The 23741-nt window shown below is 37.6% G+C and carries 26 protein-coding genes; 22 read left to right on the forward strand and 4 right to left on the reverse strand.

The genetic code is table 11. The annotated features are described in order from the left end of the window. Positions 1–510: 510 nt before the first annotated feature. The 11 genes from J2Y67_RS18720 (at position 511) to J2Y67_RS18770 (ending at position 9575) form a co-directional block, all read left to right on the forward strand. Positions 511–1008, forward strand: coding sequence for a CBO0543 family protein (locus J2Y67_RS18720; protein WP_310176410.1), 498 nt, complete (start codon positions 511–513; stop codon positions 1006–1008). Then, complete coding sequence (locus J2Y67_RS18725) at positions 1005–1505, forward strand: CBO0543 family protein (RefSeq protein WP_310176411.1); 501 nt, start codon at positions 1005–1007, stop codon at positions 1503–1505. The genes J2Y67_RS18720 and J2Y67_RS18725 overlap by 4 nt, the downstream gene beginning before the upstream one ends. 177 nt (positions 1506–1682) lie before the next feature. After that, complete coding sequence (locus J2Y67_RS18730; protein ID WP_310176537.1) at positions 1683–2687, forward strand: tRNA dihydrouridine synthase; 1005 nt, start codon at positions 1683–1685, stop codon at positions 2685–2687. 577 nt (positions 2688–3264) lie between these two features. Next, positions 3265–3966 (forward strand): conserved phage C-terminal domain-containing protein, encoded by a 702-nt coding sequence (locus tag J2Y67_RS18735; protein ID WP_310176412.1) that lies wholly within the window; start codon positions 3265–3267, stop codon positions 3964–3966. Then, positions 3959–4231 (forward strand): replicative helicase loader/inhibitor, encoded by a 273-nt coding sequence (locus J2Y67_RS18740; protein ID WP_310176413.1) that lies wholly within the window; start codon positions 3959–3961, stop codon positions 4229–4231. Before J2Y67_RS18735 ends, J2Y67_RS18740 begins: the two co-directional genes overlap by 8 nt. Further along, entirely contained in the window at positions 4231–5220 is a 990-nt protein-coding gene (locus tag J2Y67_RS18745) for a replicative DNA helicase (protein ID WP_310176414.1), read from the forward strand. Before J2Y67_RS18740 ends, J2Y67_RS18745 begins: the two co-directional genes overlap by 1 nt. A 2-nt stretch (positions 5221–5222) precedes the next feature. Next, entirely contained in the window at positions 5223–5783 is a 561-nt protein-coding gene (locus J2Y67_RS18750) for a thermonuclease family protein (protein ID WP_310176415.1), read from the forward strand. Between the two features lie 69 nt (positions 5784–5852). Continuing rightward, positions 5853–6029 carry a hypothetical protein gene (locus tag J2Y67_RS18755; RefSeq protein WP_310176416.1) on the forward strand — a complete coding sequence of 59 codons (177 nt, stop codon included), beginning with the start codon at positions 5853–5855 and terminating at the stop codon, positions 6027–6029. 215 nt (positions 6030–6244) lie between these two features. Beyond that, on the forward strand, positions 6245–7186 hold the full coding sequence (locus tag J2Y67_RS18760; protein ID WP_310176417.1) for a glycoside hydrolase domain-containing protein: 942 nt from the start codon (positions 6245–6247) through the stop codon (positions 7184–7186). A 181-nt stretch (positions 7187–7367) separates the two neighbouring features. Further along, on the forward strand, positions 7368–7568 hold the full coding sequence (locus J2Y67_RS18765; RefSeq protein WP_310176418.1) for a hypothetical protein: 201 nt from the start codon (positions 7368–7370) through the stop codon (positions 7566–7568). A 531-nt stretch (positions 7569–8099) separates the two neighbouring features. Continuing rightward, on the forward strand, positions 8100–9575 hold the full coding sequence (locus J2Y67_RS18770; RefSeq protein WP_310176419.1) for a flavin monoamine oxidase family protein: 1476 nt from the start codon (positions 8100–8102) through the stop codon (positions 9573–9575). Between the two features lie 167 nt (positions 9576–9742). Here the strand turns inward: J2Y67_RS18770 and J2Y67_RS18775 are convergent, their stop codons facing one another. Continuing rightward, complete coding sequence (locus J2Y67_RS18775; RefSeq protein ID WP_310176420.1) at positions 9743–10666, reverse strand: carbon-nitrogen hydrolase family protein; 924 nt, start codon at positions 10664–10666, stop codon at positions 9743–9745. Positions 10667–10768: 102 nt separating this feature from the next. Here J2Y67_RS18775 and J2Y67_RS18780 point away from each other — a divergent pair, with 102 nt between their 5' ends. The 7 genes from J2Y67_RS18780 (at position 10769) to J2Y67_RS18810 (ending at position 18015) form a co-directional block, all read left to right on the forward strand. Next, on the forward strand, positions 10769–11653 hold the full coding sequence (locus tag J2Y67_RS18780) for a LysR family transcriptional regulator (RefSeq protein WP_310176421.1): 885 nt from the start codon (positions 10769–10771) through the stop codon (positions 11651–11653). Between the two features lie 274 nt (positions 11654–11927). Then, positions 11928–12065: a hypothetical protein gene (locus tag J2Y67_RS18785; RefSeq protein WP_310176423.1), complete on the forward strand. Its 138-nt coding sequence runs from the start codon at positions 11928–11930 to the stop codon at positions 12063–12065. Between the two features lie 736 nt (positions 12066–12801). Continuing rightward, the gene (locus tag J2Y67_RS18790; RefSeq protein WP_310176424.1) at positions 12802–13128 is read left to right on the forward strand and encodes a hypothetical protein; all 327 of its coding nucleotides are present in this window, start codon (positions 12802–12804) and stop codon (positions 13126–13128) included. Between the two features lie 89 nt (positions 13129–13217). Beyond that, on the forward strand, positions 13218–14111 hold the full coding sequence (locus tag J2Y67_RS18795; RefSeq protein ID WP_310176426.1) for a C39 family peptidase: 894 nt from the start codon (positions 13218–13220) through the stop codon (positions 14109–14111). 150 nt (positions 14112–14261) lie between these two features. Next, positions 14262–14651: a cupredoxin domain-containing protein gene (locus tag J2Y67_RS18800; protein WP_310176428.1), complete on the forward strand. Its 390-nt coding sequence runs from the start codon at positions 14262–14264 to the stop codon at positions 14649–14651. A gap of 261 nt (positions 14652–14912) precedes the next feature. Further along, positions 14913–16547: an acetolactate synthase large subunit gene (locus tag J2Y67_RS18805; protein ID WP_310176430.1), complete on the forward strand. Its 1635-nt coding sequence runs from the start codon at positions 14913–14915 to the stop codon at positions 16545–16547. 34 nt (positions 16548–16581) lie between these two features. After that, positions 16582–18015, forward strand: a complete 1434-nt coding sequence (locus tag J2Y67_RS18810) for an aldehyde dehydrogenase family protein (protein WP_310176432.1) — start codon at positions 16582–16584, stop codon at positions 18013–18015. Positions 18016–18062: 47 nt separating this feature from the next. On the opposite strand, the gene J2Y67_RS18815 is transcribed toward J2Y67_RS18810, so the two are convergent. The 3 genes from J2Y67_RS18815 to J2Y67_RS18825 form a co-directional block, all read right to left on the reverse strand. Next, positions 18063–18149 (reverse strand): YjcZ family sporulation protein, encoded by an 87-nt coding sequence (locus tag J2Y67_RS18815; RefSeq protein ID WP_310176539.1) that lies wholly within the window; start codon positions 18147–18149, stop codon positions 18063–18065. Between the two features lie 56 nt (positions 18150–18205). Further along, complete coding sequence (locus J2Y67_RS18820) at positions 18206–18322, reverse strand: YjcZ family sporulation protein (RefSeq protein ID WP_310176435.1); 117 nt, start codon at positions 18320–18322, stop codon at positions 18206–18208. Positions 18323–18791: 469 nt separating this feature from the next. Further along, positions 18792–20222 carry a PQQ-dependent sugar dehydrogenase gene (locus J2Y67_RS18825; protein WP_310176437.1) on the reverse strand — a complete coding sequence of 477 codons (1431 nt, stop codon included), beginning with the start codon at positions 20220–20222 and terminating at the stop codon, positions 18792–18794. Between the two features lie 205 nt (positions 20223–20427). Here J2Y67_RS18825 and J2Y67_RS18830 point away from each other — a divergent pair, with 205 nt between their 5' ends. The 4 genes from J2Y67_RS18830 to J2Y67_RS18845 all read left to right on the forward strand — a co-directional run bounded on the left by J2Y67_RS18830 (position 20428) and on the right by J2Y67_RS18845 (position 23716). Further along, positions 20428–20847, forward strand: a complete 420-nt coding sequence (locus tag J2Y67_RS18830) for an RrF2 family transcriptional regulator (protein ID WP_310176439.1) — start codon at positions 20428–20430, stop codon at positions 20845–20847. 419 nt (positions 20848–21266) lie between these two features. Then, positions 21267–21581, forward strand: a complete 315-nt coding sequence (trxA, locus tag J2Y67_RS18835; protein WP_310176442.1) for a thioredoxin — start codon at positions 21267–21269, stop codon at positions 21579–21581. 278 nt (positions 21582–21859) lie between these two features. Then, positions 21860–22987 carry an NADH-dependent flavin oxidoreductase gene (locus tag J2Y67_RS18840; protein ID WP_396954103.1) on the forward strand — a complete coding sequence of 376 codons (1128 nt, stop codon included), beginning with the start codon at positions 21860–21862 and terminating at the stop codon, positions 22985–22987. Positions 22988–23062: 75 nt separating this feature from the next. Further along, on the forward strand, positions 23063–23716 hold the full coding sequence (locus tag J2Y67_RS18845) for a nitroreductase family protein (RefSeq protein ID WP_310176443.1): 654 nt from the start codon (positions 23063–23065) through the stop codon (positions 23714–23716). Positions 23717–23741 lie beyond the last annotated feature (25 nt).

A 23741-nucleotide genomic window follows, 5' to 3' on the forward strand; every position in this document is an offset into this window, starting at 1 on the left:
TTGATGAATTTGTTCCTTTTGTTTTTTGTTTGGTTCTAATCGGAGTTTGAGCCCATAATGGCGTAGAATTTTACCTTCTTTAGCTAATTCTTCATCCTTTTCTTTGGTTGTTTTTCTTTTTGCCATTTGACTCACCTCTATTTGTTAAGAATATTTTACCAAAAACCAGAACACTTGTCCTGTAAAACGCTTTTTATTTTCAAAAAAAATATGCCCTAACTCACGACTGAAGTCACGAGTGTGCGGGCATAAACCATCAATTAAAAAGCATTTACAATATAAAGGCAATGAGAACAAAATACACCTGAGTTAAAAGTGCCAGGCAACACCAAAAAGAGGTGGATGTTTAGGCTTCAGGTTTCCTGCGTTGTGATAATTCTGCCAATGTTTAGTTAATACTATGATTGGATATCACTTTTTAAATCAACTCCGTAAATTCTATCGATGGGTAGTTTAAATGATCTTTTCGTTAAGAATTCCTAATAAATATGAAGGGGAGTTTCTAAAGACATGCTAGTGGAGCGTATCATCCTGGTAGCAATGTGGTTGTCCGGCTTTGTTGGCTTGATTCTGTTTATTCCGCGCAATGATCGGCGCAGAGGAATCTTGGCGTTATTGATGTTTCAAGGCATCATCTGGCTTTGCGATATGCCTTCTTTTCAACTTGATTTGCTAAGAGCTCCTGTACGGGAATTCCCAAAAGCGACAGATCTCCCTTTTACAATCGATTATTTTTTTTATCCAGTATTGTTTTCCATCTATTACGTCCATAAGAAGAGAAGGGGAAGCCTAGGGTATAGGATGACATACTTTTTTGTTTGGGTGTCTATTATCACGTTATATGATATTGTTCTCGAGAGGTATACAGATTTATTAGAATATGACCTCCTGCCTTGGTTTGGGGTGTGGATTTATATTGGGTTTCTCTTTTACTTAAGTCAAGTTTGCTGTAATTGGTTCTTTAAGGACAAAGCCTTGTTCCAATCAGAACGGTGGGGAAGTAAATGAGAATCGAATGGTGGATCCTATTATCCGTGTGGGTTGTGGCAACGGGTATTCTATTTTTTATACCAAAAAATAAAATCCGACTCGCGGTAGTAGCTTTTTTGTTCAATCAAATTATTACTTTTCTTATCGGTCTTTTGGTCGTAGAGTTGGGGCTGATTGAATATCCTATTCGACTATTTGCTTCGATCAATCGGACGAGCTTTACATATGAGTATTATGCTTTTCCAGTAATATGTGCCGCCTTTATTGTATGGTATCCAAATAACCAAGGAAAACTTATTCAATTGGGTTATTATGCTGGATATAGTTCTTTTCTGACAATTGTTGAAGTCATGATTGAAAACTATACCCATCTAATCAAATACCTCCACTGGGAATGGTATATCAGCTGGATAACAATAGGTCTTTCGCTTTTTATTACACGGTTATTTTGTAGGTGGTTTTTCGCAATAGGGAGAAAAAAAATAGAAACAATAAGAGGGTTTCCCAGAGCATAGCATTTTGGGGGACTTTTTAAATGGAGCTAGATATTTAATTACAAAGATTTTTTACAAATAATAAATGCCCAAGTGTATTTGTGTTTGATAATAAGTTATAAAGCATGATATAAGTGTAAAAGAAGTGGAACATTTGGCTTTATATTTTTTGGCCGAGTGCGTGAAGTTATATCCATAATGAGAGGATTTGAGTTTGAATTGATCGATAATTTTTGGCGTGATTTACCACGACCATTTTTTATACTTGCACCAATGGAAGATGTGACAGATGTTGTTTTTCGTCACGTAGTAAGTGAAGCCGGTCGACCGGATGTATTTTTCACAGAGTTTACAAACTCTGATAGCTATTGTCATCCAGAGGGCATGAAAAGTGTGCGTGGCCGTTTGCTTTTTACAGAAGATGAACAGCCAATGGTTGCACATATTTGGGGGGATCATCCCGAATATTTCCGCCAAATGAGTATTGGCATGGCAGAGCTAGGATTTAAAGGCATCGATATTAATATGGGCTGCCCTGTACCGAATGTGTCATCGAGAGGGAAAGGTAGTGGCCTTATTCTGCGTCCAGACGTTGCGGCAGAACTTATTCAAGCAGCAAAAGCGGGAGGACTGCCTGTCAGCGTGAAAACACGACTTGGCTATAAGGATATAAATGAGTGGGAGGAGTGGCTAACGCATATTTTAAAACAGGATATTGCGAACCTTTCTATTCATTTACGTACAAGAAAGGAAATGAGCCAAGTAGATGCGCATTGGGAGCTAATTCCGGAAATCAAAAAATTACGTGACCGTATTGCACCAAATACGCTACTAACAATCAATGGGGACATTCCTGACCGTCAAACAGGGCTGCAACTTGCTGAACAATATGGTATTGATGGCGTTATGATCGGGCGAGGTATTTTTAAAAATCCTTTTGCTTTTGAAAAAGAGCCAAAAGAGCATAGCAGTAAAGAATACCTTGATCTTTTAAGACTGCAGCTTGATCTTCAAGATCGATATGCAGAAGTACTACCGCGTTCAATCACAGGGCTGCACCGCTTTTTCAAAATTTATGTCAAAGGATTCCGTGGAGCTGGTGAATTAAGAAATCAATTGATGAACACGAAATCAACAGATGAAGTACGTGCATTGCTTGATCACTTTGAGAAAAATATTGATGGGACGGGGACAGTGAAATGAGTAACTCTCAATAAGTTAGAGAAAAATGAAGTACATCAACTCATATGTACCCTTGTGTTGTCACATGTACTCTGCACATGTGGAGTGCGTTTGTGTATTCTATAAAAGATAAAAAATTAGTTGTCATGTTTGGCAACTAATTTTTTTTAACTGAAAAATTAGAAATTAAAAAGGAACTTTCAACTACTCAAAATGAATCTAAGAGTAGTTCAGATTGATCCTCATATAAGGTCAACCTGAACCAATTAAAAATTTCAGATTGACACGATGGAGGGAACAAGTCTGAACCAAGCAATACCAGAGATTACTTCAGAGATTAACTCAAAGAAAACTACATAGAAAAAACCTCTTGTTTTCCCCATCAAAAAAATTTAAAAATCCCCCTTATAGACGAAAATCCTTTCTCATCCATTCGTTCACCCATTTGCCATATTTATTAAAGCTTTTTTAATTTAGCCTGTCTCTTTTTGTCATTTTTCTTTATATAGCTAGTGAAAGATGATGAACCAATCGATGAATCCAAAAACGGAAGTAAACAGGTTAATCGTTTGGACTTTTGAAAGGGAGGAATAAAGAGATGAGTAATTTATTAGTGTACGAAAATCCGATGATGGTAATCCCATCATTAGCTAACATGATTGGACTAAATGAAGCAATCGTCCTGCAACAGTTACATTATTGGGTCGACAAAAGCACTCACATCATTGAGGGACGTAAATGGATTTACAATACCTATAACGATTGGCAGGAACAGTTTTCATTTTGGTCACTAAGCACAATCAAACGGATATTTCGCTCGCTAGAAGATCAAGGACTCTTGCTTTCAGGGAACTGGAATACAAGTAAAATGGATAAAACCAAGTGGTACACCATTGAATATGAACGGTTAGAAGCACTAGAATTAGCGCCAAGTTTGCCAAAGAAGGAAGAACCGTGCAATGAAACGGAGCAAGTCATAGAAGAAATAGTTACTCCAGCTTCAGAGAAAACCGAGCCCGTTATTGAAATTATCCAATATCTCAATAACAAAACAAACTCAGCCTACCGATCCAGTTCGGCAAAAACCCAAGCAATCATTCGAACACGGATTCTTGAAGGGTATATAGTCGATGATTTTAAAAAAGTCATAGATTTAAAAGCAGCAGAATGGCTACAGGACCCGTATATGAGTAAATATCTTCGACCGGAAACCTTATTTGGCCCGAAATTTGAAGCTTATCTCAATCAGAAACCTTTTAAAAAGGCCTTTAGCGAGGAGGAGTTTGATCTAAATGATTAAGCGGGAAACGTTTGATTTATTAAAGAAAATCCATGTTTTTTATGAGCAATTTGTCGTGGACCAGGAGAAATTGGACCTGTGGCATGAAGTATTAAAAGAGTATTCATTGGAAAAAGTGCAGAAAAACCTGTTTGCTTTTGCCCAAAAATCATCGGTTCCGCCAAAAGTGAGTGACCTAACCCAAAAATCAGCGTTAACGATTCCAGATGTGGAGGAAACAAGGAAGATCATCTATAAAAGACTGAAGCCTGCGAATGGAAAGTGATGCAGCGGGCGATGGAGGAAGATATCAGCATTACACTGAAAGAGGCGATTCATGACCTAATGGCGATTGAAGACAATCAAATGGATGTAGATGACGGGAACATCCATTCATCGATTGTCGATCTATTCCTCGATTGCGAACAAGATACAGGTGATATCGTCGGAATCCCCTCTGGTTTCACCCAATTAGATCGGTTGACCGGCGGTTTCCAGGAATCCGATTTGATCATTATTGGAGCAAGACCCAGTATGGGAAAAACGGCTTTCGCTCTAAATATGGCTTTGTATGCAGCAATACAGGATGTGAGCGTTAGCTTTTCATTGGAAATGTCAAAAAAACAACTAGTAAAAAGGATGACGGGTTATACCGGCAGGATTGACAGCTTTAAAATGAAGAATCCCAAAAAAGAGTTTCAGGACAAAGATTGGGAGCAATTTTCAGATGCATTAGGGATGCTTTCAAAAGTAAATCTACATATATTTGATCGGGCAGGGATGGATATCGCCTATATTTGGTCCAAAGTTCGAAAATTGCGCAGGGAATATGGCGCGAAAAGGATACTGGTGGTCATTGATTATCTTCAGCTCATCCAAGGAGATCCAAAATACAAACAAAATCGCCAAGCAGAAATTAGTGAAATCAGCCGGGCATTAAAAACCATGGCAAGGGAACTAAATGTCGTGGTCATTGCTCTTTCCCAGCTAAGCCGTGGGGTTGAAATGAGACAGAACAAGCGGCCGATCCTTTCCGACTTAAGGGAAAGTGGACAAATCGAACAGGATGCGGACTTGATTTCTTTTCTATATCGGGATGACTATTACACGAAGAATTCACCACAGAAAAACAGGATGGAAGTGATTCTTGCGAAACATCGGAACGGTCCTACGGGAAGTGTGGAACTTGGATTCCTTAAACAGTATGGACAGTTTGTTAATTTAGAAGAAGGGAAGGATGGTTACCCATGCGAAACCGAATTATTGGAGGTGTGATCATGGCAGCAGCGACGCTACTTACCTATCCTCCTCAACAAATCATTACACGAGGAAATCAAGTAGAAGTACAAAAGGGTGCTCCTCAATCTAGTAATGGAATCCAACTGAATGTCGTTAAAGTGCTTGTATCTCTATTGGAAACCATTGATGGGGACACGATCAAAGTGAAGATTAACGGGAAAACAGAGACCGTTCGTTATTTATTGGTAGATACGCCAGAATCAAAAAAGCCAGGAATGTGTGTTCAGCCTTATTCGAAAGAGGCATATTATCGGAATAAACAGTTGTTGGAGGGCGGAAAGGTCACCATTGAGTTTGATAAAGGTAGCATGAGAGATTCATATGGACGGTTGCTCGCTTATGTGTATGTGGATGGAAAATCGGTGCAGGAAACACTATTAAAAGAGGGATTTGCGCGGGTGGCTTATATCATGGACCCACCTTACAAATATCTTCGTCTATTTAAGGAAGATGAAAATCAGGCGAAGAAAAGAAAATTAAATATTTGGACTCGGTCTAATTATGTTACTTACAGGGGATTCGTTGGGTGTGAACCTTAAAAGGAATAAAATACAACACAAAGTATTTCGATAATGTCTATAAAAGTGGATTTTATAGACAAAAGTCTAATGGATGAAGGAGAACTGTCTAAAAAAGTGGATTTTATAGACAAAAGTCTAATGGATGAAGGAGAACTGTCTAAAAAAGTGGATTTTATAGACAAAAGTCAGATGGATGAAGGAGAACTGTCTAAAAAAGTGGATTTTATAGACAAAAGTCAGATGGATAGGCGGAGAACTGTCTAAAAAAGTGGACTTTATAGACAAAAGTCAGATGGATGAAGGAGAACTGTCTAAAAAAGTGGATTTATAGACAAAAGTCAGATGGATAGGCGGAGAACTGTCTAAAAAAGTGGATTTTATAGACAAAAGTCAGATGGATGAAGGAGAACTGTCTAAAAAAGAGGATTTTATAGACAAAAGTCCTTGGAGGTTAAAATCGGAAAAGGGGAGGATAAGTAATGACAAGAAATGGGTTTGATTGCGCTACAAAATTAACAGCTGCAACTGCAAAAAATTTAAAAGATGCAGGTTTTTCATACGTGGCCCGGTATCTCGGCAATAGTTGGAAAACTTTTGATGCAGCTGAAGCAAAGGTAATTCAAGAGGTAGGATTAAAGCTAATCAGTATCGCTCAAAAAAGTGCAAACTATCCAGGTTATCATACGAAGGCCCAAGGAATTGCGGATGCAATGGAAGCGGAAAGATGCGCAAAATTAGTAGGGCAACCTGTCGGAAGTGCCATTTACTTTGCGGTTGATTTCGATGTCCAAGCCTGCCATATGAAAGGGATCCTCGATTATGTAGAGGGTCTAAATTCCACATTAAAGGACTACAAAGTCGGACTATATGGCTCTTATGTCGTTATGATGGCAGTAAAAGATAAGGTAGATTATTACTGGCAGACATTTGCTTGGAGCAACGGAAAAGTGGCGGATCACATCCATAAGCACCAGTATCAAAATGATGTCAAAGTCGCCGGAATTGCTATAGACAAGAATGATATCAAAAAGGATCCGGGCGCATGGGGGGAAGTTGCAGTACCGAAAAGAAAAACGCCAAAACCAACTGCAGCCATAAAGGAAGATGACATTCCAGAAATTCACATTGTAATAGCTGGAGAAAATCTTACTCTAATTGGTAGAAAATACGGATTATCAATTGACGACCTTGCTAAATTAAACCATCTAGCTAATCCTGATGTTATCTATGCTGGTCAGCCTTTAAGAATAAAACGGAAGGTTCCTTCTGTATCAAAACCTGATACCTATATCATTAAAAAAGGCGATACTTTTTGGGACCTTGAAAAGGTATGGGGAATGAAACATGGCACTCTAAATAGGGTGAATCCGGAAGTGAATCCTGAAAGACTGCAACCAGGACAAAAAATTAGAATGAAATAAATGGAAAGAATGGATTCCAGAAGATTCGTCATGAGAGTCGATCTTTTTTTTAGTCAATGTTTCAAATAAAAGAGTTACTATTTGAAGCACGTTGGAACCAAATTTATCGTGATAATATTTTACGAATTCGAAAACGTCTGCGTGAAGGAATATAGATATGGTTTTACAATGGGGGTAAAGTTTGGGCGGCTTAAAAGCTAAGTTTACAGAAGAATTTAAAAAAGTATACAGTCGCTGGAAAAGAGGAGAGATTACTGCAGTTAAGACAATGGAGGAATTAGACATGAAAAAGATGGCTTTTTATAGTTATATACACCCTAGCAGAACCCCGGCCCCTTTAATAGGTAAGCCGGTTTTTTTGAACTGTTTTAATAAGGGGTAGCCATAAGTGTTTCGCTAACGCTGTGTTGCCTTTTAACCTCGACCATGAATAAAATTTATTCGAGGGTCCTGCTACTCTCAACTGACCTGATTATCAAGTTGTTGTTTACAAATTAATTAGTGACGACCGGTCTGCGCTTGAGCTATAACTTTACCAGTTGAACTGTAAATAAAAACAACAGCTAAAGAATTGTAAGGATCTTTATCCCAAAGCTGACCAGTATAACAAGACTTTTGGCCCTTGTTTACAAGGCCATTGCCTCCTTTACTATTACAAAAAGTTCTTTGATTCCAGTTTTTTGTAGACGCTTTACGTCGATAGATGGTTCGTTTTATAGGAAAATTGATTTAGAAACAAAAAAGGATTTCTAGGCTAACTGTTATTAATGGACTTTAAGGTTGTTAAGTAATTAAAGTAGATCGATAAATTAATTTTTATTACCTATACTAATTGGCTTTTCTGATTGAATAAAATGACAGTAAACCATATTTTATCAGCTCCTGGTCCTTTGAATTGTAGGGGAGGAAAAGCATGTTAAATCGCATATTTCCTAAGTTATCCTTTGATCAAATGATTTCAATCATAAGAAATGGACTTAAAACAACCAAAACACCCAAGAAGATCATCATTATTGGTGCAGGTATGGCGGGCCTGGTTTCAGCGACTCTACTTAAGCAGGCTGGGCACAATGTTACGATCCTTGAAGCAACAGATCGGGTTGGGGGACGAATATATACGTTACGGGGAGATTTTAGGGATGAGCAATACCTTGAGGCAGGTGCGATGCGTATTCCCAGTACTCATTTATTGACTTTAGAATATATAAAAAAATTCCAACTCCCTGTTAATCGGTTCATCAATTCGACTCCCAACGATATTATCTTTGTAAAAGGCAGCAAAGTGCGTCTAAAGGCGTATGAACAGAACCCTAATATATTGGGATTTACTGTTCTCCCACATGAAAAAGGTAAAACAGCTAAGGAGTTGCTTCACTTAGCGATAAAACCGGTTACCGATTTTATTAACCAAAACCCATTAAGAAATTGGCCTTGGGCCATTAAGGAATTGGATAAATACTCAATGGATACCTATTTGAGATATAATCCTTTCGGAGTTACATTATCTCCTGGAGCTGTCGAAATGATTAAAGTAATTCTTACACTGGAAGGACTTATTGAGCTTTCTTTTTTGGAGATATTACGTGAACTGTTAATCCTATTTACCCCTGATGTCACTTTTTATGAAATAACGGGTGGTAACGATCAACTTCCTAAAGCATTTATCAATCAATTGAAAGATAATATTTTTTACGGACAAAATGTAAAGAAAATTAAACAGCACGACAATCAAGTAACTATTTATTCTGTCCATAGAATCTTAGAACCATTTCAAATTACTGGAGATCTTGCCATTGTGACTATTCCTTTTTCAGTACTGCAATTTGTAGACATTGAGCCACGCCATTCATTTTCTGAAAATAAATGGAAGGCAATTCGGGAGCTAAAATATGTAGGATCTACAAAGACGGGTATCCAGTTTAAAAACAGGTTCTGGGAGAAACAAGGTTTATATGGTGGGCAAACTGTTACTGATCTTCCTATTAAATATGTTCAATACCCTAGCAACGGAATTGGTACAAATGGACCCGGTGTTATTTTAGGCAGTTATACATGGGAAGATGATGCTATACCATGGGATAGTTTGGATGAAGATAAACGGTTGGAGTATGTATTAAAAAATTTAGCAGAGATTCACGGTAAACAGGTCTATAGCGATTTTCAAGGAGGAACGAGCCACAGCTGGGTTCGATATCCGTTTTCTGCGGGAGCATTCACGATGTTGAAACCAGAACAGATAAAAGAATTAACTCCCTATATTTCCACACCCGAAGGAAGGGTTCATTTTGCAGGCGAACACGCCTCTACTCACGCTTGGATCCAAGGCGCAATCGAGTCTGGAATACATGCCGCATATGAAGTAAATGACTTGCCAAAAACTTTCTTTTAATCCTAATTTTAGTAACAAAAGTAACCGGGAGGTCAATTGAAAAAGAAAACTTCTAATTTTTTGTAAGGTTTAAACAGAAAGTGCCTGAACCTTTGTACATTAACACTGATTACTGTTGGCAGGCACTCTCTTATTAAACAAAAAATATATTAATTTCTAAAAGAGATTTATTGCTTCTCTTTATTGACGATTAATTGAAACACATCTTTTCGTGCATAATGTCCCACTACATCAAAATCAAAATGACCTCGTGAAATGTCATCTAAGTCAAGAGAGGCATAAAGTATTTCTTCTTTGCCAAATACAGGCTTTACTAAAAATTCTCCAAGTGGATTTACGATACAACTACCACCTCGTGTGATTTCGACTGGCATTTTTTGTATCCCCTCTGTTTCTAGTAAATCCTTCTCATACATATCCTTCGTACAATATTGATTGCAAGATAAAACAAAGCAGCGTCCTTCAATCGCAATATGTTGCATAGAAGCAAACCAAGTATCACGTGAATCAGCAGTAGGTGCGATATAAATCTGAATACCTTTTTCATACATAGCAGCACGTGCTAGGGGCATATAGTTTTCCCAACAAATTAGAGAACCAATTTTGCCAAAAGGCGTATCAAAAACCGGGAGCGTACTGCCATCCCCTTCACCCCAAATGAGACGTTCACTACCTGTTGGCTTTAGCTTTCTATGTTTACCCAGCAATCTTCCGTCTGGGCCAAAGAAAATGGTTGTGCAATAAAGTGTACCGCCACTTGTTTCCTGATCACGTTCAATGATGCCAATAACAGTATAAGCACCTGTTTTTTTTACAGCAGCACCTAATTGCTCAGTTTCAGGACCTGGTACGATTATGGAATTTTTTGAATAACGTAAAAAGTCATCACGTCCACTGTCTGAACGATTTCCTACTACCGCCCCAAAGCTCATCCCACGTGGATAAGCTGGAATAAACGCTTCTGGAAAAACAATAATATTGGTTCTTTGTTCCCCAGCTTCAAGGATAAACTTTACTGCCTTTTTAATACATTTCTCTTTATTCATTACGATTGACCCTGCTTGAACAACAGCAACTTTACATTTTGACATCTGAATCCCTCCTGTTTCCTAGAGTGTAAAAGGATTCGTTTATAATGTACAATATATATTAATCATATTAAATATGCCCAAAAGGCATAATGGAGAGATAGAGTGAACTTACGAGATTTTGAGGTATTTAAAACAATTGCAGAATGTGGAAGTTTTTCCAAAGCAAGTGAGAAGCTATTCATCGCACAGCCATCCCTATCTAAAACAATTCAAAAGTTAGAGAAAAAGCTTGGCGTAACTCTTTTTGATCGTTCCAATCGGATTTTTCGTTTAACTGATGAAGGGAAGCTTGTCTATGAAAAAGCAATTACAATGCTACAGCAAATGAAGGAGTTAAAAATAGAGCTTGAAGATATAAATGAACATATACATGGACATTTAAAAGTCGGACTGCCGCAAATTATTGGAACCTTTTTCTTTCCGAAAATGGCGAAAGCTTTCACTAAGAAGTATAAAGAGGTTACACTTGAAATTGTTGAAGAGGGAGGTTTGAATGTAGAAAAGCTCGTTGAAAAAGGTGAAGTCGATGTTGCCTTTGTTGTAATACCTACACAAAGTAAGGAACTAGAAAGCCACCTTATTTTTGAAGCACCATTTGTTGCCTGTTTGCCAAAAAGTCACGCTTTTAAAAATGAACAGCAGATTGCACTTGCGCAACTGAAACAGGATGACTGGATATTGTTTGATACTTCATTTGCCTTGAGCCAAGTGGTTCTGGAAAGTTGTCGAAAGGAGCATTTTATACCAAATATTGCATATAGTACAACGCAATGGGATTTGTTAATGGCATTAGTTCGTAATGAACTAGGAGTTGCTATAATTCCAAGTCCTTTAACCGAAATGTACTCACAGAATGTTTGTGTAAAACAAATCAGTAGTCAATATATACCTTGGAAAATTGGAATTGTAGTGAAGAAAAATCGTTATAAAACACGTGCTTTGAAAGCTTTTTTGAAAATAGTGTCGGATGTATACAAAATAGAATGATGTAAAAGAAAAAAATAGAACATTATTATTAACTGTTTCCTTACATAAATTTAGAAATGATCAGCGTTGCGTCACTGAATTGTCATTTGTAAAAGATTTTAAGAGCCACGTCTTTCAAAAATTCATCATCCTCGATGTTTTTTGCAGGAATAACAATGTCATATAAAAACACTCTGTGGCACAGCAGGCAGGTCGGACTTAGCGGACATAAAATCTTCGTTATTGCTGCATACTATATTTGTCAAAATATTTTAATGAATTGAGGTTTTTGAAATTGGATGAAATGAGAACTACTAATCAAGTAGAAGAAGTTAATAAACACCTTAAAGAAATTCCTAAGGAAATCGAGGAAAGAAGTATTGAAAATCAGCCTCAAACCGGTAAAAACGAGAAAGCCATCGAGCCGTTTTAAGCACATTAGACCTGTAGGAAAGCCATAGGTCTGATCTGGTGCGGAGAACAATAAAAACAGAGTATGGGAAATTTCTCATACTCTGTTTTTTTATGGAGTTGTTTGCTTTACATTGCCGGAGCTCTGTGAAAGGAGGCTTTTATCTGTGTAAGGCTTTATTTTGCAACTATAAAGTTTTGAAAAGGCAAAAAAATTATTCCTGAAAAGTATTAATAAATAAGTCTTCTTCAACAATCGGACTCAAGAATTGTACAATGAAGGACTGATTTAGCAGTCCATTTTTCTTAGTCATTAATTAGTTAATGGCAGTTTAGTTCAATAACAAATTATGATAATTGGCTCTTGTTACATTTTGCAGTCTATTATAATGTTAAAATGACTTCAACGTGACCAATTTTTTATTTGCTTTGTTTATGTCATCCAATTCAATAGGAGAGTTACATATGAAAGACTTAAAATCAGAATTACATATTGTGGGAATGTGAGGAAGCTTACGTAAAAACTCGTTTATGAAATTACAAAAAAAGATAACATGCTTCAATATAGATTAAAACAACTTTTTAGTAAGGATATAATAAATGAAGCAAGTTAAGGTTTCTTGCGATTGTTGAAATGTTTTTAGGAAGGGTTAAGAATAATGCTTTATATATGGGATATTGAGAGGATAATTAAAAATACATTACAAGAGCTCAAATTAAATATAAATGTTGAATTCAGCCATAAACTCACTGCACCGATGAGTTATAACGTATCGACAAATACGATAAAGTTTAACTACATACAAATTAACGGATATAACGCTAAAATTAATTTTAAAATTAAAGAAACAGATGAAAACTTTATGAAAATTATTCTTTATCATGAGCTCGGTTATTATTTAGAATTTAGGAAAAATACACAAGTTTTAAAGACTCTTATTTATGGTAAAGAAGAAGAAAAGGAACAACTTTTAGCAGAAATCGAAGAGAATGCTTGGGAACATGGGAGAACGCTTGTACCTGAATATCTATTAAAAGCATATGATCAAGTACGTGATTTGGATAAACTTTTATTAAAAGTTTGAAAAGTTCAAAGCGACAGATCTACCTAGACGTTTTGAGAGAAATTAAAATGATGAGATGTAAAGTCTCTTCATCTTATAGGGGGATTTTTATGAAAAAAATAGTAGCTAGCTCTTTAATCGCATCTGCAATTTTAACCAGTGGTGTTTTACCACATGCAAATGTGTTTGAGTCTAATGTTTTAGGAGCATCTGCAGTTGAAGCAGCTACAACTACGACTTATAAAACAACAGCAAATTTGAATTTACGCAAAGGACCAGGAACGCAATTTTCTCGAGTGATCGTAATGCCAAAAGGAAAAACCGTTACTTATATTTCAAAAAGTGGCAGTTGGTATAAAGTCAAATATAAGAGTTACATAGGTTACGCAAGTTCAAAATATCTTATAAAAGTTAGCACAGCGACTATCAAACCAGTAAAATTAAACGTGCCATTTGTTAGTCAATTAACACCAACCTATGCCCCATTTGGCTGTGAAGGTGCTAGTTTATTAATGGCTTTAAAATATAAAGGTTATACCAGTCAAAGTTTAAAAACATTGCTTGATAAGATGCCAAAAACCAAGAATAATCCCTATCTTGGATATGCAGGCACACCATACAAAAATGTAAATGGTGTATTCCAATCCATTTTCCCCAAACCTTTAACCAATTTTGGCCGAAAATATAGTAGTAAAGTTGTGAATGCAACAGGGTATACGACTACTCAATTAAAACAAGAACTAGATAAAGGAAATCCAGTAGTTGTATACGTTACACTAAATTTTGCAAAACCAACATGGGCTAAGTGGTATATGGGAAGTGCAGGAAAGGTAAATATGGTTGACAATATGCACGTTGTAACATTGATTGGTTACAATAAAAGTACAGGCAGTTACTATGTTGCAGATCCAAACAGTAAAAGCACAAACAATAAATATTGGGTAAGTAAAAGTGTTTTTGAAAGATCCTATAATGCTTTAAAATTTGCAGTTGTAGTACGATAAATAATTTAAAAGAGAAGTAAAAAAAAGAGATTCATTAATTTTGAATCTCTTTTCATTTATGGATTGGATGACTAGGGAGGGAACCAAATTTATTTTGATAATATTTTATGAATTCGAAAACAATAGTGCTAAGGAAAGGAGGGATTGCGAATGTCTGTGAAAAAGAGGTTAACAGGATTGGTCGTGTTGCTTGCAATGATTGTGGTTGTGACAACCCTGGGGTCACTCGGCGTATTGGCCGAATCCAGTGATGTAACTCAGCCTATGGAGACGGTGAAAGCAATTGAAGTCAGGTTGAACGATAATTACTTTAATCCGAAAGACATCACCATTCTCAATGGAAAAACAACACAGATGATATTGAAAAACGAAGGGAAGAAAGAACACACCTTCACAGTGAAAAATCTTGGAATTGACGCCGAAGTCGAGCCGGGAAAAGAAAAAACGATTACCGTGACACCGAATAAGACCGGTACATATGAACTAATATGTCGGTACCATTTGAAGGAAGGAATGGTTGGAAAAGTAATCGTCAAATAAAAAGCAGGGCCAATCGGCCTTGCTTTTTTAATAGGCAACGGTAATTTACTTATTATGAACCAGACATCATTATAACAGCTACTTTTCCTCTGCAATGCACGATAACACCTAAATCCAATAACTAATCGCATAAGAAACTGGTCTATCGATTTTATAAATTCCCTATCTTCACACTCTCCTCTCTTATCTTACATAAATTCATAGCTTCAAGAAAAAACTAACCATACCTTTAACCTGAGTTAAATGATTGGAGGAGCTAATTTGAAGGCTTCAGATTTATTTGTGAAATGTTTAGAAAATGAAGGGGTTAAATACATATTTGGAATTCCTGGTGAGGAAAATACGGACTTAGTTGACTCTCTTATTGGTTCTGATATTGAATTCATTCTGGTTCATCATGAGCAAGCAGCAGCTTTTATGGCGGATGTTTATGGCAGACTGACAGGAAAACCCGGTGTTTGTCTGGCAACACTTGGACCAGGGGCAACCAATTTACTAACAGGTATAGGGGACGCCTTTCTTGATCATGCTCCAGTTGTTGCGATCACGGGTCAGGCTAGTCTTGAACGAATACATAAGGAATCACATCAATATGTCGATATGATTGGTGTTTTTGAGAAAGTAACGAAATGGAATCAACAAATCAGGGTAGCCCATACCATCCCTGAAATCGTCAGAAAAGCTTTTAAAAGAGCTGTCCTTGAAAAGCCTGGTGCTGTTCATATTGAACTTCCCGAAGATATTGCCATGGAAGAAACGGAGGGTAAACCGCTTCCTGTTACACCAAATCCAGCTTCAAGTCCGACAAAAAGCGAAATCATAAAGGCTGCGATGGCCATTAATCGTGCGAAGAAACCAATCATTTTGGCTGGGAACGGAGTCATTCGCGATGGAGCAACGGATGCGTTAAGGGAATTTGTTGAAGCAAAGAATATACCGGTTGTAAATACCTTTATGGCAAAAGGGGTTTTGCCTTCTAATCATCCCTTAACCCTTTATACGGTGGGGATGCAGGCGAAAGATTATGTGCTTTGTGGATTTGACCAAGCAGATCTGATTATTACTGCCGGCTATGATTTTGTTGAATATTTGCCAAAATATTGGAATGATGGGGCAATGAATCCGATTATCCATATTGATAGTCTTCCTGCAGAAGTGGACGCCTACTATCCTCTGGAAGCAGAATTAGTCGGGAATGTAAAAGAGGGGTTAGAAGCATTAAGTCCTCTAGTTGAAGGAAAAGAATTATGGCCAGGAGTTAAAAAGTTAAAAGCTCAACTGGTTGAAAAACTTCATGCATCGGATGAGATGTCAGGAAGTCCTATAAAACCACAAAGAATTATTGCCGATTTGAAAAAAGCTGAGAAAGGCGAGGCTATTATCATTTCGGATGTTGGTGCACATAAATTATGGATTGCCCGGCTTTATCAGCCGGAAAAGCCTAATCATACCATTATCTCAAATGGATGGGCTTCAATGGGGATTGCGGTGCCAGGTGCGATTGCGGCAAAACTAGCATATCCTGAAAAACCTGTCATAGCGGTTACTGGGGATGGCGGTTTTCTTATGAATGGTGTTGAACTGGCCACGGCAAAACGCCTTGGACTAGCATTTGTAATTGTCATTTTCCATGATTCAAAATTCGGTTTAATCGAGTGGAAACAACTAAATAAATTTAATCGCTCAAATGATATTACCTTTACCGACCCCAATTTTCTAGAGTTTGCAACCAGTTTCGGCGTGAAAGGAATGAAAGTAAGTCATTCTGATGAATTGTTACCTGCTTTAGAAAAGGCAATCGCAAGTCAGGATATTGTATTAATAGATGTCGATGTCGATTATTCAGAGAATGTAAAGCTATCGAAAACACTTGGGGATTACATTTGTAGATTATAGAACGATTCGTTATTAGACAGGAGGAAAAGGAAGGATGAAGAAAAAATGGCCATTATGGATAGGTGGGAAGTGGCAGGAAGCAAAAACATATGAACCATTATATAATCCCCATACGAATGAGGAATTGGCCGAAATCGGACAAGCAGAACCAGCCGATGCCGAGCTGGCTGTAACGAATGCATATGAAGCGTTTCAAAACTTCAAATCTTTTCCGGCACATGCCCGGGCAGAAATTTTAGAAAAAGTCGCAAGAATCATAGAAGAACGTAGTGAGGAATGTGCGAAAATCATGGCACTTGAGGGGGCTAAATCGATTCGGAATGCCCGTGAGGAAATGAGCCGTACGGTTCAAACCTACCAATTTGCGGCAGAAGCTGCAAAGAGTAATTATGGTGAACAAATTCCGATGGATGCGGCGAAAGGCGGGGAAAATCGCTTTGGATTTACGATCCATACACCCATTGGTGTCGTAACGGCCATTACCCCGTTTAATTTCCCCTTTAATTTGGTTGCACACAAAGTCGGTCCGGCAATTGCGGCGGGGAATTCGATTGTCTTAAAGCCAGCTGAACAAACACCATTAAGCTCCTTATTGCTTGCCGAGATTTTTCAGGAGGCCGGCTTGCCCGATGGAGTACTTAACATTATTCCAGGCAAAGGGGAGGTGTTAAGTGAAGTCTTAACAGGTCATCCTTATGTAAAAAATGTGACCTTTACAGGCAGTGTTGAAGTTGGTCATATTATTCAGCAACAGGCAGGGTTTCGTAAACTTACGCTTGAGCTGGGTTCAAATTCCCCGTTGATCATTGATGAAGGGGTCGACCTTGACAAAGTGATCGAACCTAGTGTGATGGGATCCTTTTCTTATAATGGTCAAGTATGTATTTCCATCCAGCGAATTTATGTCCATCAATCCCTTTATCAAGAATATTTAGATCGATTTATTCGTAGAACGAAAGAGCTTGTCATCGGTTCACCACTGGATGAAATAACAAACATTACGGCGGTTATTTCGAAAAAATCTTTGGAGAGACTGCAGAGCTGGGTGGATGAAGCGGTTAAGGAAGGGGCAAAAATTGAGTATGGCGGGACGGTGGAGAGGAATATCATGGCACCAACCGTTTTAACGAATGTAAACCGTGATTCAAAAGTATTTCGTTCTGAAATATTTGGTCCGATCGTTTGTATTTTCCCATTTGCTACTTTGGAGGAAGCGATCAATGACGCCAATGATTCCCGTTACGGATTGAATTCAGGAATTTTTACCCCTAGTATTGAAAAGGCTTTTTATGCAGCACAACGTTTAGAGACAGGTGGAGTCATTATAAATGATATTCCAACTTTTCGGATTGACAACATGCCATATGGCGGCTGGAAGGACAGCGGTGTCGGAAGAGAAGGCATAAAATATGCGATGAAAGAAATGATGGAGCAAAAATTTATTAGTTTCAAATTAAGCGATGATTAAAAAAAGGCCCGATAAAGGGCCTTTTTCCTGCTCCATCCATCTTATAATTAGTAGAACATAAATGATGCACCAACGATGATAAGGAGAATGAATAATACAACGATTAACGCAAAACCATTTCCAATTCCGTCCATTCTATTACACCTCCAGCATTAACAATTTTCTTCCCGCTAGAACGTGTATTGGTTTATTAATAAACACAAGCCGCACCAACAATAATTAAAAGGATAAATAATACTACGATTAAAACAAATGTACTGCCTCCGTAAAAGCCGCCGTACCCGAAACCACCGTATCCAAAGCACATATTTATCACCACCTGTAATGTCCGAAATAAAACTTTCACTATGTATAGTATTTCAAAAGACAAGAATCGCTTGGACAAATATCATATTGAAAAGGAAAAATATACGATTTGCTTATAAATGCAAAAAAACGTCTGCTTTATAGGCAAACGTTCATTAAATAAAAGAAGGTAATGTAAAATATGTTGGTTTTATGCTGGTGGTTATCATAATATATGTACAAGATCATGAAATGAAATGGACAAGGGCTGATTTATAATGAATTATTTTTGGTCTGTTCTTCAAAATTCCCCCAAATAAGGCTTAACCGGTTGGGTACTCAGGTTAAACTGTTGCATAGTCTAGAGTGTAGCCGAAAACCCGTATTCTTCCTTAACACATAGACTTGTCAGAGATCGTTTCAATCAAAAAAAGCCCATAGTAGGGCTTTTTTGTATTCTTTAATCCATTTCACTTAATAAAAGGTATAAATCATGGAACAATTTCAAAAACAGTACCTTGGTTAAAATCCGTCACTTTCATCGAACCATGGACCCCTAAATATAGTCTGGTTTGATCAAGATTCGTTCCCAAACTAACATAATAAGCGGACCCCGACCCAAAATTATAATCGGTTTCAATCACACTAAAATCATTTAGTTTGCCATCTGTTCTTACCCTGGTATAAGCTAAAGCCCCTGTAACCGGAGATCGGGATTCTTCATTTCGGGCAAGATCAGTAAATACAACGCTTCCCGTTAAATCGGGGATTCCATTCCCCATATAGGCTTGAACTCCTGTAAGGGAAGTTCCTTCAAACTTATCGGGGCGGGGATCTTTATGAAAATAACTCGTTAGAGGCTGAAGACGCCTTGCTGAAGTGTTTACTGCTTCATTGTAATAAGCAATGGTTTTCACATCCAAACTCAGATTTTCAGAACAGCCACTTATAGTTGAAGTAGGAAAAACACCTTCCCACCCTCTCCAGCCAAAGTTAATAAACCCATCTTGGTCAGGTTCGGTGTTTCTTAAAGAACCTTGAACAAGCTGAGTAACCGGTATGGATTTATAATGAATGAATGAAAAAATCGACTCAACTAGATCCTGTCCGACAATACCCACATATTTGATATACTGATTATAAAACCTTTGAAATGAAATGCCTGGTATATTACGGACCCCTTTGGCCATTACCGTAAGCGTTTCCTGAATAGTTGCTGGAAGTTCATTAAACCGTGTGACGACGGGTGGATTATTGATAAATGTATTCTTACCTACGTCAATTTCAATGATTTTACCGGCTATTTCCATATCATCCTGGCTTAAATTAAATGGATCATAGCCTGCTCCACCATCTCCGGTTGTTAAAACAAGTTTTCCTGTTTCAGGTGAAAAGTTTAAGCTATTTACACCATTATGATTAAAAAATGGCCTTCTTATGTTAAGTAATGTCCGTCGCTTTTGAGGCTGACCATTCGATTGTAACCTCCATTCTTCAATTGTATTAATATGATCATATTGAGTTTCTCTATTTGTCCACCTCATGTGTAAGGTTTTAGGATCACACGGATCAGGCTTAAAATGTTCCTGAAGAGCCCCTGGACCTTGTGTACCGGCTACTGAATAATGAAGATAAAACAGACCGTTATAATGAAATTCTGGATGAAACGCTAACCCAACTAATCCCCGTTCATCATATCCACCACCAGAAACACCTTGTTCAGAAGTACCTAGTTTTATGATTCGCGGGCGAATATCTAAAAAAGTCCTTATATCTCCATTTCCTATGTAAAAAATCTCTCCTACCTGGGTTGCAATAAATAATCTCTCCATTGAGTCTCCCGGAAGTATCGTTGTTTTCATAACAGTGGGTAAATTAATCTTACTAACAATGGGTCGTAAACGAACCTTTACTTTTTTCAACTAACTTTACACTCCTTCCTATTGTTTTCTTTTATAAAGAATATGAATAGAACTGTTCTATTAGTATCAAATTAGGGCTGGGGAATCTGATAAGGCATAATTTTGGGCTAAAATGGAATTTATTAATGAATTAGGTTTTTTTGTTGACTTTATAAACTGTAAATATTAAAATTACAGTAATCTTCTTGAGGAGGAAGTGATCAAAGTGAACAGTGATTTTACAATAGCCGTACATTGCTTAGTCTATTTAGCTTATCTACCTGATCATATGGCTTGCAGTGGGTCTATTGCTGTAAATGTTTGTACAAACGCGGCACGGATTCGTAAGATAATGAGCTGTTTGCGCAGCCAAGGGTTTGTTAAGACAAAAGAAGGTATCGGCGGTGGCTATATTCTCGACTGTAACCCTCAAGAGGTGTCATTGGCAGATATTTATCGTACAGTTTCGCGTGGAAGCTTAAAACCAAACTGGTGTACAGGTGATCCCGCGCAAAAATGTGTAGTATCGTCTAATACTCAGGTGGTTATGAATCAAATTTTTAATGAAGCTGAATTGTATTTGGAAAAATATTTAGAGAATATTACCCTTAGTTCTGTTTTAGAAAAAATTAAATTGTGCCAATAATTTAGTTTTTTCATTTATCTATACTGTACATTTTTTTATTACAGTATAAAGCGAATTAGATAGAAGACTCTTTTTTTAAAAACAAACTGTAATTTTTTTTATTACATTTAAGGGGTGTAGATGACGTGGCCAATAAATATTGATTTGAAATTGGAGATTGGATACAGGGAAGTTCAAGAGGGGCAGAACTGATTCACGGGTATGTTGAAACCATGGACTCTAATCGAGAAATTATAAAAGTATTTGTAGTCGAAAGTGATATGAAAAAACCATTGGTAAATCGATTTGAATTCTAAATATAAGAAATCGGAATTTCCAAGGGGAAACAGAATTAGGATTAACGGTACAAAAAGATAATTAATATATTTTTCCGAGAGAATCAAATAAGTGTTAAAAAAATGATATTGGAGGAATTAATAATGGCTATTTCACATGTAACAGATCAAACTTTTACTACAGAAATTAAAGAGGGATTAGTGTTAGTAGATTTTTGGGCGCCATGGTGCGGCCCATGTAAAATGATTGCACCTGTGTTAGAGGAAATCGATAGTGAAATGGGTGATAAAGTTGGGATTATCAAACTTAATGTAGATGAAAATCCAGAAACTACAAGAACATTTGGCGTCATGAGCATTCCAACTTTAATTCTTTTTAAAGACGGAGTTGCTGTAGATAAGGTAATCGGATTCCAACCAAAAGAAGCCTTTACAGAATTGATTTCAAAACACTCATAAAATAGAGTTTTGAACTATAAGGGAATCTATTTCTTTATGATGAGCATACAAGATTGTTGTTAGTTAGAAAGATCCAATTATGATATTTTCAACAAAAATTTAGAAAAGCAAGGATTGTGGGAAAACGGTAAGCCAGGAGTATTTGTCAAGGTAGCATAACCCTTATCGATCGGCAGAGTCACAGCAACCAAAAAAGAAAAGACTTAATTCAATGCGTAGAGTGAGTAAAGTGAATATTGCCGATTTTTACAGGGTTAAAAAAATGGGGGAGTTAAGACATGATGAATTTAAAATATGCATCATTATTTGAGTCATTTAACATTGGAAAAGGGATTCGATTAAAAAATCGCATTGTTATGGCACCAATGACAAATTTCTCGTCAAATCCTGATGGGACCGTCTCAGATGCGGAAGTCAGTTATTATAAACGACGTTCCAATGGAGTAGGGATGGTTATTACGGCATGTACCTATGTGACAGTGAATGGTAAAGGATTTCATGGTGAATTTGGCGGGGATCGTGATGAAATGATTCCAAGTTTACATCGTCTAGCATCAGCAATTAAAAAAAGGGGTGCAAAAGCAATTTTGCAAATCTTTCATGGAGGGCGTGAGGTGCCACCTGAACTAGTGCCGAATGGAGATATTGTTAGTGCGAGCAATATTCCTTCAAATGGTGAAGGAAAACCCGTTCCTCGAGCATTAACTGAAACAGAGATTGAATCGATTATTCGCGATTTTGGAGAAACGACTCGGCGAGCGATTAAAGCTGGTTTTGACGGAGTTGAAATACATGGTGCCAATGGATACCTGATTCAACAGTTCTTTTCCCCTCATTCGAACCGTCGTAATGACCGATGGGGTGGTACTCTTGAAAAACGTCTTACTTTTCCGTTAGCGGTTGTTGATGAAATAAAGAAAGTTGTTTTTGCATATGCAAAAGAGCCTTTCCTGGTTGGATATCGTTTTTCACCTGAGGAACCTGAAACACCGGGGATCACTATGGCTGATACACTAGAGCTAGTAGATGCACTAACAAAAAAAGGCCTTGATTATCTTCATGTGTCATTGATGGATTTCTGGTCAAAACCTAAACGAGGAATTGAGGATGCGCGTTCACGTATTCAAATTATCCAGGATCGTGTAGGGGATCGAGTTCCGTTAATCGGTGTCGGTTCTATTTATTCAGCAGATGATGCGTTAAGAGCTTTGGAAACAGGAGTTCCATTAATTGCATTAGGGCGGGAACTGATTATCGACCCTGACTGGGTTCAAAAAGTGGAGCAGGGTAGAGAATCAGAAATCGTAACTAAAATTAACAAGAATCACCAACATGAGCTAGAAGTACCGAATCCATTATGGGAGAAAATTATTCATTCGCCCGGCTGGTTTCCGGGTGTGGAATAGATAGGCAGATATTGAGATTTTTAAAATAGGATGTATTCACACAATTGTTAAACATCTATGGAGGATGATGAAAATATGGAAAAGACTATGAAGCAAACCATTGATTTTTATAAAGTGATTCAAGAACGTCGGTCAGTGCGTTATTATGATCCGGAGTGGAAAATTCCCCGCCAAGAGATTAAGGATATGTTGGCTGAGGCAGTTTTGGCACCTTCAAGTAATAATCTGCAACCTTGGAGATTTTTGGTTATTGATGACCAGGAACTGAAAGAAAAGCTGTTGCCGATTGCACGAAATCAGCAGCAAGTGGTGGATGCATCAGCCATCATCGCGGTATTGGGGGATATGGAGAGTTATAAGGAAGCCGGTCGAATTTTTCAGAAATCGGTTGATGCGGGCTTTATGACCGAAGAGGTAAAAAATGCATTTGTCAGTAACATCACAAAATCGTATTCAAATAGGGATTCTGAAGTCATCAAGGATATCGCTTTGATCGATGCTGGACTTGTGTCGATGCAGTTCATGCTGGTTGCAAAAGCAAGAGGATATGATACAGTGCCGATGGGCGGATACGATAAATTAAAGTTTAAGGAGGCATTCGGGATTCCGGAGCGTTATCTGCCAATCATGTTAATTGCCATAGGAAAAGCCTCGGAACCAGGACATCCTACAACACGATTGTCTGTCGATGAAGTGACGTTTTGGAACGGGCTACCGGAGATGGATTAACTCCAATGCAGTAGTCAAACCTAAA

Source organism: Neobacillus niacini (assembly GCF_031456445.1).
Lineage (GTDB): Bacteria > Bacillota > Bacilli > Bacillales > Cytobacillaceae > Neobacillus > Neobacillus niacini_I.

Coding starts and splice junctions, on each gene's coding strand:
- J2Y67_RS18720 (WP_310176410.1), top strand. CDS start 511: ATGCTAGTGGAGCGTATCATCCTGGTAGCAATGTGGTTGTCCGGCTTT.
- J2Y67_RS18725 (WP_310176411.1), top strand. CDS start 1,005: ATGAGAATCGAATGGTGGATCCTATTATCCGTGTGGGTTGTGGCAACG.
- J2Y67_RS18730 (WP_310176537.1), top strand. CDS start 1,683: ATGAGAGGATTTGAGTTTGAATTGATCGATAATTTTTGGCGTGATTTA.
- J2Y67_RS18735 (WP_310176412.1), top strand. CDS start 3,265: ATGAGTAATTTATTAGTGTACGAAAATCCGATGATGGTAATCCCATCA.
- J2Y67_RS18740 (WP_310176413.1), top strand. CDS start 3,959: ATGATTAAGCGGGAAACGTTTGATTTATTAAAGAAAATCCATGTTTTT.
- J2Y67_RS18745 (WP_310176414.1), top strand. CDS start 4,231: ATGCAGCGGGCGATGGAGGAAGATATCAGCATTACACTGAAAGAGGCG.
- J2Y67_RS18750 (WP_310176415.1), top strand. CDS start 5,223: ATGGCAGCAGCGACGCTACTTACCTATCCTCCTCAACAAATCATTACA.
- J2Y67_RS18755 (WP_310176416.1), top strand. CDS start 5,853: ATGGATGAAGGAGAACTGTCTAAAAAAGTGGATTTTATAGACAAAAGT.
- J2Y67_RS18760 (WP_310176417.1), top strand. CDS start 6,245: ATGACAAGAAATGGGTTTGATTGCGCTACAAAATTAACAGCTGCAACT.
- J2Y67_RS18770 (WP_310176419.1), top strand. CDS start 8,100: ATGTTAAATCGCATATTTCCTAAGTTATCCTTTGATCAAATGATTTCA.
- J2Y67_RS18775 (WP_310176420.1), bottom strand. CDS start 10,666: ATGTCAAAATGTAAAGTTGCTGTTGTTCAAGCAGGGTCAATCGTAATG.
- J2Y67_RS18790 (WP_310176424.1), top strand. CDS start 12,802: ATGAGTTATAACGTATCGACAAATACGATAAAGTTTAACTACATACAA.
- J2Y67_RS18795 (WP_310176426.1), top strand. CDS start 13,218: ATGAAAAAAATAGTAGCTAGCTCTTTAATCGCATCTGCAATTTTAACC.
- J2Y67_RS18800 (WP_310176428.1), top strand. CDS start 14,262: ATGTCTGTGAAAAAGAGGTTAACAGGATTGGTCGTGTTGCTTGCAATG.
- J2Y67_RS18810 (WP_310176432.1), top strand. CDS start 16,582: ATGAAGAAAAAATGGCCATTATGGATAGGTGGGAAGTGGCAGGAAGCA.
- J2Y67_RS18815 (WP_310176539.1), bottom strand. CDS start 18,149: ATGGACGGAATTGGAAATGGTTTTGCGTTAATCGTTGTATTATTCATT.
- J2Y67_RS18820 (WP_310176435.1), bottom strand. CDS start 18,322: ATGTGCTTTGGATACGGTGGTTTCGGGTACGGCGGCTTTTACGGAGGC.
- trxA (WP_310176442.1), top strand. CDS start 21,267: ATGGCTATTTCACATGTAACAGATCAAACTTTTACTACAGAAATTAAA.
- J2Y67_RS18840 (WP_396954103.1), top strand. CDS start 21,860: ATGATGAATTTAAAATATGCATCATTATTTGAGTCATTTAACATTGGA.
- J2Y67_RS18845 (WP_310176443.1), top strand. CDS start 23,063: ATGGAAAAGACTATGAAGCAAACCATTGATTTTTATAAAGTGATTCAA.